This window comes from Bacteroides sp. MSK.20.12 (assembly GCF_019052435.1).
Taxonomy (GTDB): domain Bacteria; phylum Bacteroidota; class Bacteroidia; order Bacteroidales; family Bacteroidaceae; genus Bacteroides; species Bacteroides xylanisolvens.
This window is the reverse complement of sequence record NZ_JAHQVH010000026.1, coordinates 65026-80370: the sequence shown is the minus strand read 5'-3', so window position 1 is coordinate 80370 and position 15345 is coordinate 65026. Positions and strand designations below refer to the sequence as shown.

Genomic DNA, 15345 nt, shown 5'->3' with positions numbered 1-15345 from the left:
CTCCAGTATTAGCAGTGAATGAGACTACTCAGCCTACTATTGCACGTACATTATCGAAAAATGGTATTAGTTATGTAGAAGCTGGCACCATCAACCAGCCGATATGTGATCGTAAAGGTGATTTGATTTGTGCTGACTGGGGATATGTATATCTTGGTAGTGTAAATGGAGCAGGAAAATCTATAAGTTTGGGTGACTATAGCGGAATGAAGGAAGCTTTTGTTAAAAATGGAACTTTAGCTTCAAGTAAAACCAAATGGGTTACTCGTCGGGAAGAAAATACTCCTGCAATGGCTTATGTACATAATTTTGGAACTGTTACCAAAGATGGTAAAGATGGTTTCTTGATGATCGGTTATGATGACATTTATTCCATTGAATATATGTATGAGAAACGTATGGGATATTGGAAACATGATGGTAAAGTGACAATTTTTGATGCTTTCGAAAAACTGAGAGATAACTATCAATCCATTATGGAGCGTTGTCGTGCACTTGATGAACTTATTTATAGCGATGCAGAAAAAGCAGGTGGTAAAAAATATGCAGAAATATGTTCTGCTTCATATCGTCAAGTGATTTCCGCCCATAAACTTTTCACAGACAAAGAAGGTAACCTGATGTGGTTCTCTAAAGAGAATAACAGTAATGGTTGTATCAATACAGTCGATCTGACCTATCCGTCCGCCCCTTTGTTCCTCGTTTATAATCCAGACTTGGAAAAAGCCATGATGACTAGCATTTTCGAATATAGTGCAAGTGGGCGTTGGAATAAACCTTTTGCAGCACATGACCTTGGCACTTATCCAATAGCTAATGGACAAGTTTATGGTGGTGACATGCCGATTGAAGAAAGTGGTAATATGGTGATTCTAACTGCAGCTATTTCAAAAATTGAAGGTAATGCCGATTATGCTAAGAAATATTGGGACATTTTGACAACATGGACTAATTATTTAGTAGAGTATGGACAGGACCCGGAAAACCAACTTTGCACGGATGACTTTGCTGGTCACTGGGCACATAATGCGAACCTTTCTGTGAAAGCGATCATGGGAGTAGCCGGGTACAGCGAGATGGCTCGGATGCTCGGATTGAATGATGTAGCAGACAAATATGCGGCTATAGCCAAGAAAATGGCGGTGAAATGGGAAGAAATGGCGAATGAGGGAGATCATTACCGTCTGGCTTTTGACCGTAAAGATACCTGGAGTCAAAAATATAACATGGTTTGGGATAAGTTATGGAACCTGAATTTATTCCCTAACAATGTAATCGGAAAAGAAATAAACTATTATTTGAGCAAACAGAATCCTTATGGACTTCCTCTGGATTCGCGTAAAGAATACACAAAATCTGACTGGATAATGTGGACAGCAGCTATGTCCCCGGATAAGGAAACCTTCCAGAAATTCTCTGATCCAGTCTATAAATATATCAATGAAACAGTCTCTCGTGTACCTATCAGTGACTGGCACCATACAGACAGCGGACGATGGGTTGGCTTCAGAGCCCGTTCGGTGATTGGAGGATACTGGATGAGGGTATTAATGGATAAAGTTCAGAATAATCAATAATTTAAATCTAGTGTATTATGAAATGTAAAACTATGAAACATGGGAGCATAGGGCTACAGTGTATGATGTTGGCATTCATTTTTGCAGTCTGTTTTACTGGCTGCAAAGATAGCAAAGACGAGACATCAGCACCTTATGATCCGAATCAGCCAGTAGAGGTAACTGATTTCACACCCAAGTCGGGAGGTGGAAAGAAAAAGATGATTATCTATGGCAGTAATTTTGGCACAGATCCTTCTCTTGTTTCCGTTAAGGTAGGTGGAAAGGATGCGATTGTTATCAGTGCTAAAGGTACTAGCATTTATTGTTCTACACCGGAGAGTTGTTTTGAAGGAACTGTAGAAGTGAAAGTTGGTGAGCAAGTTGTGATATTGCCTGAAAAATACCAGTATGAACCACAATTGGTGGTGACAGACTTATGTGGTGATGTAGATGAATTGGGTCAGGGCGATATTGTAGAGACTGGACCGTTTGATAATTGCGGAAAGATTGATTATCCTTTTTGGTTTTCTTTCGATCCTCAACATCCTAATATCCTATACTTGTCTCAAAATGATAATGAAAGACCTTTAAGGATACTGGATTTGGAAAAGAAAATGATCTACTCTAAAAAATTGAATGACATTAAACGTGCAACTACTATTACATGGACTAATGATGGTGATATGGTATTGGCTACTCCTCAGACTGGTAATTCTAAGAATAGAAACAACATTATCTTAAAGCGTGGAAGTAGTGTGGACGGACTAGATTTCAAAGAGTCTAGTTGGGTAGCTTTGACGCGTGGTAATGCTTGCAATGGCTCTATGGTCCTTCCGCAAACGGGAGAACTTTACTTCAATTATCGTGCAGAGGGTAAAGTGTACAGATATAATTTTGAAGAGAACGGTTATAATAACAATCCAGAAGTTCCTAAAGGAGAAGGGCTGGATGATCTTTTGGCATTTAGCGTACCTAACCAAACCGTTGATTTTAGTATGGTTCCTCATCCAACAGGTAAATATGTGTATATCATAATGCATGAATCGCATTATATACTTCGCTCCAATTATGATGATGAAACAAAAAAATTGGTGACGCCGTACATTGTGTGTGGACAATCCGGTCAGGCGGATTATAAAGATCTTGTTGGTATCAATGCACGTATCAATAGGCCCGGTCAAGGTGTTTTTGTTTTTAATGAGGAGTATAAGGCTGCCAATAAAGCTGATTGGTATGACTTTTATTTTGCAGATAGAGAGAATCATTGTATCCGAGTGTTGACTCCGGATGGAGTGGTTTCTACATTTGCCGGACGTGGTTCCGCTTCCTCAACCAGTTATAAATGGGGTAAGCAAAATGGGGAGGTGCGTGAAAGAGCACGTTTTAATCAACCGACAGCTTTAGCCTACGATGCGGCTACAAAGACTTTCTATGTAGGTGATTGGGGAAATCATAAGATTCGGAAGATTGCTAGGGAGCAAGCCTCTGACGATTTAAGCATAGAAGCCTCCGATGATAATCAGAACCAAGGAAATCAATAAAAAGAAGAACGCATGAGAATAAAAGAATTTATTACGATTTGTTTGTTGTTAGTCTCAGTTTCTCTCTTTGCACAAGAAAAAACGATTGAGGTGACAGGAGTCGTGACAGACATGAATAAAGAACCATTGGTAGGTGTTAATGTGACAGTGAAGGACAAACCGGGTTTAGGTGCAATAACAGATATCAACGGACGCTACAAGATTAAAACTGAGGAATTTTCTCGTTTGGTATTCTCGTATATTGGTTTCGATACGCAAGAGGTATTGGTGAAACGTCAGAATCTGGTTAATATATCAATGAAAGAATCGGAAGCTAAGGAAATCGATGAGGTTGTAATCACGGGAACTGGTGCACAGAAAAAGTTGACCGTGACTGGTGCCGTGACGAATGTAGATGTCGAGGTTTTGAAATCTAACCCTACAGCCAATCTTTCTAACGCACTGGCGGGAAATGTGTCGGGTGTGCTTGCTATGCAGACTTCCGGACAACCGGGTGTGAACACTTCTGAATTCTGGATTCGAGGTATCTCCACTTTTGGTGCCAATAGTGCTGCATTGGTGCTGGTTGATGGTTTTGAACGTGATTTGGATGAAATTAACATTGAAGATATTGAGTCTTTTACTGTATTGAAAGATGCTTCTACCACAGCAATTTACGGTTCTCGCGGTGCAAATGGTGTGGTTTTGATTACTACTAAACGTGGTAAGGAAGGTAAGATCAAAATCAATGCTAAGGTGGAAAGTTCTTATAATTCGCGCACCATCACACCCGAATTTGCGGATGGCTATAGTTATGCTATGCTGATGAATGAAGCGCGGATTACGCGTAATCAGGAGAGAATGTATCAGGATGATGAAATGGAAATCTTGCGATTGGGGCTTGATCAGGATTTGTATCCGAATGTGGACTGGATGGATGTGCTGATGAAGGATGGAGCCATGACTTATCGTGCCAATCTGAATATGAGTGGTGGTGGTAGCACGGCACGTTACTTCGTATCTCTCAGTTATATTAATGAGGAAGGTATGTATAAGACGGATGAGGCTATGCGCAAGGATTATAATACCAATCCCAGTAGCCAGCGTTGGAACTATCGTCTGAATACAGATATAGACATTACTAAAAGTACACTTGTTAAAGTGGGAGTATCTGGTTCTTTGAAAAAACGTAATGCACCGGGACAAGGTGCTAACGTATGGACTTCCTTAATGGGACAGAGCCCGATCAGTATTCCCGTCATGTACTCTAACGGTTATATTTCCTCACACGGAACGGACGATAATCGCAATAATCCTTGGGTGCTTGCTACACAGAGTGGTTATAAGGAAATCTGGAACAATAAAATTCAAACCAATATTTCTTTGGAGCAAAAGTTGGATTTCATCACGAAAGGTCTACGTTTTGAGGGACGTTTCGGGTTTGATACGAGTAACCAGAGTGAAATAAACCGCATCAGAATGCCGGAAACTTGGCGTGCCCAAAGAGACAGAGATGATGACGGAAATTTGGTTTTTAAACAACAAAATGCTGAGAAGCCTATGGAACAGACTAGCTCTTCGAGTGGTGAGCGTCGTGAATTCTTAGAAGCATTTTTACAATATAATCGGGCCTTCAAAGCGCATCATGTGGGTGGTATATTGAAATATACTCAGGACGCTTACCGGACTACAGTTGATATTGGTACAGATGTAAAAAATGGTGTTGCCAAACGACACATGGGATTGGCGGGACGTGTCAACTACAACTGGAACTATCGTTATTTCGTAGATTTCAATTTCGGCTACAACGGTTCGGAGAATTTTGCAGACGGACATCGCTTTGGCTTTTTCCCGGCCTTTTCTTTGGCTTGGAACATAGCGGAAGAGAAATTGATAAAAAAACATCTGAAATGGATGAATATGTTTAAGTTGCGTTATTCATATGGTAAGGTTGGTAGTGATAAACTTAAAATAGGCGATACTGTACATCGTTTCCCCTATTTATATACTATCAAAGATGATGGAAATGGCTGGACTTGGAGTGATTATGGCTCTCCGGACAATGTCTATACAGGAATGCACTATACGCAATTAGCCTCCAACAATGTTACTTGGGAAATTGCAACCAAGCACGATGCCGGTGTGGACCTTTCTCTATTTAATGATAAGTTAACAGCTACTGTAGATTATTTCCATGAACAGCGCGACGGAATCTATATGGAACGTCAATATTTACCTGGTATTGTGGGCGTGAATAGTAATCCGAAAGCTAATGTAGGAAGTGTTCTGTCGAAAGGCTTTGACGGTAACTTTGCTTACAAACAGAAGATAGGAAAGGTTAATCTGACTGTTCGCGGTAATTTCACTTACAGCAAAAACGAAATTTTGGAGAAAGATGAAATGAATGCGGTTTACCCTTATCAAAAGGAGGCAGGTTACCGGGTGAATCAGGCAAAGGGACTAATTGCTTTGGGACTGTTCAAAGATTACGATGATATACGCAATAGTCCTCAGCAGACAGCATGGGGAAAAGTACAACCGGGTGACATCAAATATAAAGATGTCAATGGAGATGGCGTTGTTAATGACGGAGACAAAGTGGCTATTGGTGCGACAACCAAACCGAATTTAATTTATGGATTTGGTGTCTCTGCACAATGGAAAGGGTTCGATTTCAATGCACACTTCCAAGGGGCAGGCAAGTCTTCGTTTTTCATTAATGGTCCTACAGTATACGCTTTTAGTGGCAGTCAATGGGGAAATGTTCTGACAAATTTGGTGAAAAACCGCTATGTTGATGCGGAGACGGCAGCTACATTGGGCATTCCTGCTAATGAGAATCCAAATGCTTCGTATCCTCGGCTTAGTTATGGAGGGAACGATAATAACTATAGAGCTTCTACTTTCTGGCTTAGAGATGGCTCTTATTTACGTTTGAAGACATTGGAGGTAGGTTATACATTGCCTAAATCAATCGTGAACAAAATACGGTTTAATAAAATACGCGTATTTTTTATCGGTACAAACCTCTTGACGTTTGCTAAATTTAAAGAATGGGATCCGGAAATGGGAAGTACTAATGGAGAGAAGTATCCACTTGCCAAGACATTTACTTTGGGATTGACTGTGAATATCTAATTAAATACATGAAAAATGAGAAAGATATATAAACTGTGTATTGGTATTGCGTTGAGTGCGATTATTGTTGCTTGTGCGGATAAACTCGACTCTGATAAATATTTTAAAGACCGTCGTTCTTTGGAGGATGTATTTACTGATAAAGAAAATACAGAAGAATGGTTGGCGCATGCTTATTCCTTTTTAAATGGTTACAATTTGGAAGTATCTATGATGTTGAATACCATTACTAATTTTGCCGATGATATCTATTTTGGAGGTAATAGTCTTGCTGTGTATAAGGAGTTCAAGACTGGTACTTACGATGAAAGCTATCGGCATTCGTGGAGTGAAAGTTATAAAGGTATTCGTCAAGCATCTATCTTTATCCAGCATATTGATATGAACACGAAATTTACCGAAGAGGAGAGGGCCGATCTGAAGGCGCAGGCACGTTTTGTGCGTGCTTACTATTATTGGTTATTGTTGCGTAAATATGGTCCTGTGCCTTTGTTACCTGATGAAGGACTGGATTATACTGCCAGTTATGATGATTTGGCCATCCAACGTAGTTCGTATGATGAATGCGTAGAGTATATCGAATCGGAGATGCTCTTGGCTGCCAAAGATTTGCCTCTGAACCGAGCTCTTAATCAGGGCGCGCGTCCTACACGCGGAGCGGCATTGGCGGCTCGTGCCAGAGCGTTGTTGTATTCGGCAAGCCCTATTAATAACCCACGTCCGGGGGAGGCAGATAAGTTTTCGGATATGGTAGACTATGATGGAAATTGTCTGATGTCTCAAGAATATAATGAATATAAGTGGGCAAAGGCAGCAGCTGCGGCCAGAGATGTAATGGAACTTCCCGGGGAAAATAACGGACGTCGTTATGAGCTTTATCATAAGAAGGCTACTGATATTGCCGAACCTGGATATCCTGCTACCATTGCTCCTTATCAGGATGGTGATTTCTCGACAAAAACATGGAATGAAGGTGGTTATAGTGATATAGATCCTTACGAATCTTACCGGTCGGTTTTCAACGGTGCGTTAGCGATGTATCAGAATCCGGAGCTGATTTTCAGCCGTGGACGTAACCAAGGGGGGAACAGTTTGGTTGAAATGGTGAAACTTCAAATGCCGAGAACATTAGGTAATGGAAGCAATGCTTATGGTATGACAATAAAGATGTGTGATGCTTACTATATGTATGATGGCTCGGAGTTTAACCGCCAAACCTTTTTGGATACCTGTCAGGTTGGAAATCGTTTTGTGACTAAAAAGGAAGGAGAAGCAGGAACATATCCTCATTTAAAGAAGGGGGTGTGGAAAGAGTATGCATGGCGTGAACCGCGTTTCTATGCTTCCGTTTCGTTCAATGGTTGCGTGTGGCCTTTACTAAAAAATGCAGAGACAGTTGATTATAAAAATGACGTTGAGAAACAAGTTAACTATTATTACGGTATCAATACAGACGGTTTCTCCGGTACTGGTGTCTATTTACGATCCGGGATCGGTATCATGAAATATGTGCATCCGGATGACACGAATCGTAAGGAAATCAAAGCGAAAGCAGAGCCTGCCATTCGTTTTGCCGAAATCCTGTTGATTTATGCTGAAGCACTGAATGAACTGGAAGACGGTTCCTCATACGACATTTCGTCATGGGATGGATCTACTACTTATTCCGTTAGCCGTGATATTAATGAAATGAAAAAAGGTATCAGGCAAGTACGTCGCCGTGCAGGTGTGCCTGATTATACAATGTCGGAATATCAGGATCGGGATGTATTCCGCAAAAAGTTGAAACGTGAACGTCAAATTGAACTTATGGCCGAAGGGCAGCGCTATTTTGATTTACGTAGATGGAAAGATGCAGAAGTGGAAGAGTCCAAGAAAAATTACGGATGTAATTTCTATATGTCGGACACAGAGGAGCAGAGAGAACAATTTTATACTCCGATTGAAATTGCAGACTTACCTACTGCTTTCTCGCGTAAACTCTATTTCTGGCCTATCAGCCATGATGAGTTGAAACGTAATAAACGGTTGACGCAGAATCCGGGATGGACGTACAATGATTAATCTCCTAATAAGAATATGATATGAAAAAAATATATATATGCTTAAGTTTATTGGCTGTCATCGTCTTGGGAACCGCTTGCAATAATGAGTGGGAAGATGAACAGTATGAACAATATGTGTCTTTCAAAGCGCCTATTGCTTCAGGAGGTGATGGTGTTACTACCATTTATGTAAGATATAAGGACAATGGAAAGGTGACTTATCAGCTACCTATCATTGTCAGTGGCTCTACAGTGAATGGACAAGATAGAGATATACGTATAGCAGTGGATAAGGATACGCTGGAAACACTGAATATTGAGCGTTTTAGTCTTTATCGTCCGGAATTATGGTATACGGAAATGGAGGAAGATAAATACGAATTCCCCGAAACAGTACATATTCCTGCCGGTTCGTGTGTAGAGCAATTGAATATAGATTTTAATCTACAAGGCATTGATATGTTGGAGAAATGGGTTTTACCATTGACCATTGTTGATGATGGAGCCTCTGATTATCAGAGTCATCCGCGTAAGAACTATGCAAAAGCTTTGTTGAAAGTAGTGCCTTTTAATGATTATTCCGGTTCGTACACGGCTTCTTCCATGAAAGTGTACACCTATATAAATGGCAAGCCTGACAACAACGCGAGAACGACGAACAAGCGTACAGGATATGTGATAGATAACAATTCCGTATTCTTTTATGCAGGTCTGATTAATGAGGATATGGATAAAGACATACGTAAGAAGTATAAAATTAATGTACATTTTAAAGAGGATGGAACATTGGATATGGAGCCGGACGATCCAACAAACGAGATGGAATTCAAACTGATAGGAACACCTATCTACAGTAGTACATCGATAATGGACGCTACCCGTCCTTACTTGGAACGTCGTTATGTTCAAATTATGTTTGAATACGATTTTCAAGATTTTACCTATGGTGGAAGTGGTACAGAAGTTATTCCTATCAAGTATAGAGTAGAAGGAAGCATGACGCTTCAACGGAATATCAATACGCAGATTCCGGATGAAGATCAACAGATTGAATGGTAATCTTATAAATGAGTAGAGGTAGGGAAGATATTAGGAATAGTGTCTTCCTTATTTTGTTTATATATGGGGTTAGATTAGCTGTTCCTCATCTCTGTTTACCTGTTTTTTTCCTTTATTGATTTGTATTTTTCCCTTTCTCTTAAAAAACTTCTCTACTTTTGCTACATAAGTCAGTCACACGAAACCGACAAAAAGCATAGTTAATTAAATCAGAATAATTATGAACATCAAAAAACATTTGCCTTGGTTGGGAGCTTTATTACCCGTGGCCAGTATGCAGGCAGAGACAAAACCCAATGTGGTCGTCATCTATGTAGATGATATGGGAATCGGAGATATCGGTTGTTATGGAGGTAAGTTTGTTCCTACTCCGAATATTGATAAGATAGCGCAGGACGGATTGTTATTCAATCAGTATTATTCATCCGCACCGGTCAGCTCACCTTCACGTTGCGGATTGACAACAGGCAAATTCCCGATTGAAGTAGGAATTAATACCTTTTTAAATAATAAAGCCAGCAACAAGAAGTGTGAACAGCGTAACTTTTTGAGTGACAAGAATCCTTCCATGGCACGTGCTTTCCAAAGTGCAGGTTACGCTACCGGGCATATAGGTAAATGGCATATGGGAGGCGGACGCGACGTGCACAATGCACCTTCTATTAAGAATTATGGTTTTGACGAATATATATCAACGTATGAAAGTCCGGACCCTGAACCTGCAATCACTGCTACAAACTGGATATGGTCGGCCAAAGACAGCGTAAAACGCTGGAGACGTACCGAGTACTTTGTAAACAAGAGCATCGACTTCGTTAAACGTCATAAAGATCAGCCTTTCTTTTTGAATCTCTGGCCGGATGATATGCATACCCCTTGGGTACCGGAATTTAAGCAAAAGGATAACAAAAGCTGGAACACAGAAGAAGCCTTCATCCCTGTTCTTGCTGAAATGGACAAACAGATCGGACGTTTTATCAAAGCATTGGATGAGTTGGGATTGTCGGAAAATACAATCGTGATTTTCACTAGTGACAACGGACCGGCACCCAGTTTCCAATCCGCTCGTGCTGCCTATTTAAGAGGAACGAAGAACAGCCTTTATGAAGGTGGAATTCGTATGCCGTTCCTTATAAAATACCCCAAGAAAATAAAGGCTGGACAAGTGAATAATGAGAGCGTACTGTGTGCAGTCGATTTATATCCCTCTTTATGTGCGATAGCCGGAATTGAAACAGAGAAAGGTTATCAGGGAGACGGACAAAATTATGATAAAGTTCTTTTGGGTAAATCGAAAGCTAAACGTAAAACGGATTTGATGTGGGATTTCGGTAGAAACCAATTCTTTAAGAAACCGGGAAATGCAAACGACAGAAGTCCTCATCTGGCTATACGCAGTGGCAACTGGAAACTATTGATAAATAGTGATGGAAGCGATGCACAGCTGTACGATATTGAAAAAGACAAATTCGAGAAAAACGATGAGGCGCAGTCGCATCCGCAAGTCGTAGCTAAGTTGAGCAAAAAAGTATGTAAATGGTTTGCGGAAAACAAAGACAAAGGAAAAGAGTAATACAGTGAAAAACAAATTATAAACCAATATTAAACTTATGAATTCTAAATTATTACTATTACCGACCGCCTTGATGGTTGCTGGCCATTCTGCAGCAGAGGCGAAAGGCAAGAAATCGGACAAACGTCCTAATATCTTGGTAATTCTTGCAGATGACCTTGGCTATTCCGATCTGGGATGCTATGGTAGCGAGATTCATACTCCTAATTTGGATAAACTGGCACAAGAAGGAGTACGCTTTAATCATTTCTATAATGCAAGTCGTAGTTGCCCGACTCGTGCTTCCCTGTTGACGGGACTTTACCAGCACCAAGCCGGAATCGGACGAATGACCTTTGATGCTCACTTGCCGGGCTATCGCGGAACACTCTCACGCAATGCCGTTACTATTGCCGAGGTGTTGAAAGAAGCAGGATATACTACCAGTATGGTTGGGAAATGGCATGTTGCAGAGACTCCACTTCGTAAAGACCAACGCGAATGGTTGGCACACCGTGTCTTCCATGATACATTCTCTGATTTATGTCATTATCCCGTCAATCGTGGGTTTGATTCTCACTATGGAGTGATTTATGGAGTGGTGGATTACTTTGATCCGTTCAGCTTGGTAGAAGGTGAAGTGCCTATAAAGGAAGTACCTAAAGGATATTATATAACCCAAGCCCTTTCTGACCGCGCTGTGCAAGAGGTAGAAGAATATGCAAAGGATGACAAACCATTTTTTATGTACTTGGCTTATACAGCACCGCATTGGCCGCTGCATGCACTTCCTGAAGATATTGAGAAATATAAGGATACTTATAAAGTAGGTTGGGAAGCTATCCGTAATGCCCGCTACGAACGTCAGAAGCAGTTGGGTATTTTTCCGGGAATGGATAACTTTTTGTCCGAACGTCAGTTTCATGACAAATGGGAAGACAATCCACATGCAGAATGGGATGCCCGTGCGATGGCCGTTCACGCTGCAATGATCGACCGTGTAGATCAGGGTATTGGACAAATTATCGAGGCTTTGAAAAAGACCGGACAGCTTGATAATACATTGATTCTTTTCTTGTCTGATAATGGTTGCAGTAATGAAGACTGCCAGAACATGTCTGGTGGAGAGAACGACCGTCCGGATATGACTCGTGATGGAAAGAAAATCATTTACCCGCGTAATAAACAAGTATTGCCTGGGCCACAGACTACATACGCTTCATTGGGAGCCCGTTGGTCTAATGTAGCGAATACTCCATTCCGCTTTTGGAAAGCTAAATCTTATGAGGGAGGAATCTGTACTCCGATGATTGCTCACTGGCCGAAAGGAATTAAAAAGAACGTGGGTGGCATGACATCTGAAATAGGGCATGTAATGGACATCATGGCTACTTGTGTCGATTTAGCGGATGCTGAATATCCAACTACCTATAAAGGACATGATATTCTTCCAATGGAAGGAAAGAGCTTACTTCCTATCTTCAAGACCGGACATCGCAAGGGACATGATTATCTGGGCTTTGAACACTTCAACGAACGTGCTTTCCTTTCCAATGATGGCTGGAAATTGGTTCGCCCGAAAAATAACTCTCAATGGGAATTGTACAATCTGAATGAAGACCGGAGCGAGCAACATGATCTGGCTGCTAAATATCCGGAGAAAGTGGCAGAAATGTCAAAAGCCTACGAAGCATGGGCGAAGCGTTGCATGGTAGAACCTTACCCGGGACAGAAAAAGAAATAACTGTCATTCTATTTAAAACGGAATGAATAGAAACATTGAAAGAATAATGGGGATGAAGGATTCCGGATCAGGAATAACTTCATCCCCATTAATAATATCTGCTATGAGGTTATCTACAACAAGAACTATTGCTCCGCTTGCCCGATTGTAGAATACTTCATACTTCCTATTTGTCCATCCTTACTCATCGTTTCCGCCTGAATAATCACCGGAGTGGAATATTGGTTATTATAACATTCAATCACAGCTTTTCCATTTTCATCTGTCCGTACAGACGGATTCCAGTAGAGCGTCCGTCTTTTGTCCACTTTATCCATATACAATTCCTTGGTCGGGTAGGCAGGTGAATAATATTCCAGTGCATGAGTATATCCCTGAATGACTGTTTGCCGGGTACCAAGTACGGCAGTCTGACTTTTGTTCAATACATCGCGTCTGGGTAGGGGAATCAGGTAGAAAACACTGTATTTATCCAGTTTGCTGATATCCACTCCCGTACTATCCGTAACTTCGGACATTTTGGTGTTTTGAATGATGTCGTCATCAATGCCTCCGGTTCCTTTGCTGATGATGATAGAAGCCAGTCCATCCACTTCGGTCAACATCATTTGAGTTTCTGTCTCGGATAAAATGTGGTTATCCATGATATAGCAGATTGGTTTCTGCCGATAAGTAAGCTTGTCATTGCTACGATCCCAATCGAATTGCGGACTCAACTTTTCCATTAATTCCGGAATAGTTGTGACAATCTTCCCATTGTCACGTAATAAATCTACAGAACGGCGTACGTCGTAATAAGCGTCAATGCTTTTCTCATTGATTTTAGTAGCCATATTACTTCCTTGCCGGCGTTTGCTTTTGATTTCCACTTCATCCAATACATAAAGCCCTTCTACTTTCCGGATAGAATCCATGTATAGAGAATCAAAATTCTCGGCTTTTTGTTGCCAGTGGGTCAAGTCCTTCCATTCAGGATGAAGCTCCTTGTAACCATAGGCTCGGGGAGCAGGTGAGAAATTACGGTCGATCAGGATGGATGCATCCTTGTTGCGTTCTTTACCGACTTTCCGGGTTTGGATCACCGCTTCCGTGGTTCCTTCAAAGTCTTCTACAGGAATGGTAAAACGACCGTTTTCATCGGTCACGGTTCCTCCAGTGATAAATTGGTCATCTTTCTTCACTATCACACTAAGCGCTATATCTTTCAGCTTATTCTTGAGGATCGTTGATTTAACCTGTCCGTTCAACACTAATTGAGCTTCCGGTAACTGCAACGGAGTGAAAGGAGCAGTAGAAATGGCTTGGCTCATGTCATATTTACGCCATCCATGCACCATTAATAATATATCCAGTTCCGTTTGCTTCCGGGGAGACGGCGATGCAAAATAATAACCGGGCTGATGGATATATCCTTTTAAATCAGATGTTAACAGCAAATCAGTGAAGATGTTGTTATCATACTCCAGATAATCTGACCGGACGGCATCCCGGATACTGACCGATACATCTCCCGATACCGGTTCTCCTTTGGCATTCTTTACCTGTAACTCACAACGAATAGGAGCGTAGGGAGTATACACCTCTTTCAGTCCCTCTGCGGATAGTTGTAGAGGAGCACGTGGGTTGGAAAAGACAAAACGCTCGCATAACGTATTACCAGCTCGGTTGATGAGGCTGACTTGCAGTACGCCTGCCGGTAGTTTGCGGGTAGGCAGAATGAACTCTTGTGGAGCGTCCGCCCGGCAACTAATCAATTGATGAACATACGGCCGTCCCTGATGACTGATAAATACAGCCAATGTATCTTGAGGAGTAGCGGCATTGCAGGATACTTTCACCAAAAGGGCACCGGCATTGTTGACAGTACTCAATACATACCCGTTAGGCAACGCCTGTGGAAGGGTAAATTCATATTTCTTTCCTTGAAAATCGACTTTGGCAACAGCCGGTTGTGCAGAAGGCGTATATTCAAAATGCCCCATTCCATCGTGTAAAGTCTCGAAAGAAGTGATTTCTGCTCCTTCTTTGGTATAAATCGTTCCTGACAATTCTATATCCCCTTCATCTTTACTCTCCGCCTTGAAAGCCACTTGCGAAGTCACTCCTTCCACTAATTGCCCTCCTTCGGGAAAAAAGCGCACACTCAACTTCTCTTTAGTTTCCGACGGACGGTTCTCCATCGACGAACTTAATTCATAAGTCGTGATACTACGTTCCAGCTTATCACTATTCGCAAGTTGATAAATCGGGAAAGTACGTGAGAAATACTGCGGTTCGTTGAAAGCAAGCATCCAGCGGGTATAGGCACGTACCTCGTAATAGCCGGATAACATGGAACGGGGAAGAACGAATTGTCCGTTCCCTTCTCCCTGTGTCAGTTTGATGATTTGTTTATCTGCTATATGTCCTGTCTGATCCACCAGTTCTACATACAGGGGGCGGCTGATTTGACTGAAAATCTGTTGTTCGGCAAGAGTGACATAAGCCTTAAACCAGATCGTATCTCCAACATAATAACTCGTATTGTCAAAATGCAAATACGCTTTCTCCCGTGGGAAGTTGTTGGCAAATGTCTGGGCTTGGTTCATGTATTGTTGGAATATAACTTTGGCAGGAGGAATCTCTCCCCATGCTATTGCTAGTGATAAGCAAAAAGAAAGAAGAAAAAGAATTCGTTTGTTTTTCATTTCAATAGGTTTTTAACTAAAATGCAAAGTTAGAATATATT

The 15345-nt window shown here is 41.3% G+C and carries 8 protein-coding genes; 7 read left to right on the top strand and 1 reads right to left on the bottom strand.

Features of this window, described 5'->3' with window-relative positions:
* From KTR06_RS14645 to KTR06_RS14615, 7 genes are all read left to right on the top strand, one after another.
* The coding region (locus KTR06_RS14645; RefSeq protein WP_217290478.1) for a glutaminase domain-containing protein at positions 1-1577 on the top strand (1577 nt) is incomplete at its 5' end.
* Between the two features lie 17 nt (positions 1578-1594).
* Positions 1595-3100 (top strand): IPT/TIG domain-containing protein, encoded by a 1506-nt coding sequence (locus tag KTR06_RS14640; RefSeq protein ID WP_217290477.1) that lies wholly within the window; start codon positions 1595-1597, stop codon positions 3098-3100.
* Between the two features lie 12 nt (positions 3101-3112).
* Positions 3113-6217, top strand: a complete 3105-nt coding sequence (locus tag KTR06_RS14635; RefSeq protein ID WP_217290476.1) for a TonB-dependent receptor — start codon at positions 3113-3115, stop codon at positions 6215-6217.
* 15 nt (positions 6218-6232) lie between these two features.
* Positions 6233-8281, top strand: coding sequence for a RagB/SusD family nutrient uptake outer membrane protein (locus KTR06_RS14630; RefSeq protein WP_074638157.1), 2049 nt, complete (start codon positions 6233-6235; stop codon positions 8279-8281).
* A 20-nt stretch (positions 8282-8301) separates the two neighbouring features.
* Positions 8302-9321, top strand: a complete 1020-nt coding sequence (locus tag KTR06_RS14625) for a DUF4973 domain-containing protein (protein ID WP_087318141.1) — start codon at positions 8302-8304, stop codon at positions 9319-9321.
* Between the two features lie 220 nt (positions 9322-9541).
* The gene (locus tag KTR06_RS14620; protein WP_217290475.1) at positions 9542-10894 is read left to right on the top strand and encodes a sulfatase; all 1353 of its coding nucleotides are present in this window, start codon (positions 9542-9544) and stop codon (positions 10892-10894) included.
* A gap of 37 nt (positions 10895-10931) precedes the next feature.
* Positions 10932-12617, top strand: coding sequence for an arylsulfatase (locus KTR06_RS14615; RefSeq protein WP_004322425.1), 1686 nt, complete (start codon positions 10932-10934; stop codon positions 12615-12617).
* Positions 12618-12742: 125 nt separating this feature from the next.
* Here KTR06_RS14615 and KTR06_RS14610 read toward each other — a convergent pair whose 3' ends face one another.
* Positions 12743-15304, bottom strand: coding sequence for a hypothetical protein (locus tag KTR06_RS14610; protein ID WP_217290474.1), 2562 nt, complete (start codon positions 15302-15304; stop codon positions 12743-12745).
* Positions 15305-15345: the final 41 nt, after the last annotated feature.

Coding starts and splice junctions, on each gene's coding strand:
- KTR06_RS14625 (WP_087318141.1), top strand. CDS start 8,302: ATGAAAAAAATATATATATGCTTAAGTTTATTGGCTGTCATCGTCTTG.
- KTR06_RS14640 (WP_217290477.1), top strand. CDS start 1,595: ATGAAATGTAAAACTATGAAACATGGGAGCATAGGGCTACAGTGTATG.
- KTR06_RS14610 (WP_217290474.1), bottom strand. CDS start 15,304: ATGAAAAACAAACGAATTCTTTTTCTTCTTTCTTTTTGCTTATCACTA.
- KTR06_RS14620 (WP_217290475.1), top strand. CDS start 9,542: ATGAACATCAAAAAACATTTGCCTTGGTTGGGAGCTTTATTACCCGTG.
- KTR06_RS14615 (WP_004322425.1), top strand. CDS start 10,932: ATGAATTCTAAATTATTACTATTACCGACCGCCTTGATGGTTGCTGGC.
- KTR06_RS14630 (WP_074638157.1), top strand. CDS start 6,233: ATGAGAAAGATATATAAACTGTGTATTGGTATTGCGTTGAGTGCGATT.
- KTR06_RS14635 (WP_217290476.1), top strand. CDS start 3,113: ATGAGAATAAAAGAATTTATTACGATTTGTTTGTTGTTAGTCTCAGTT.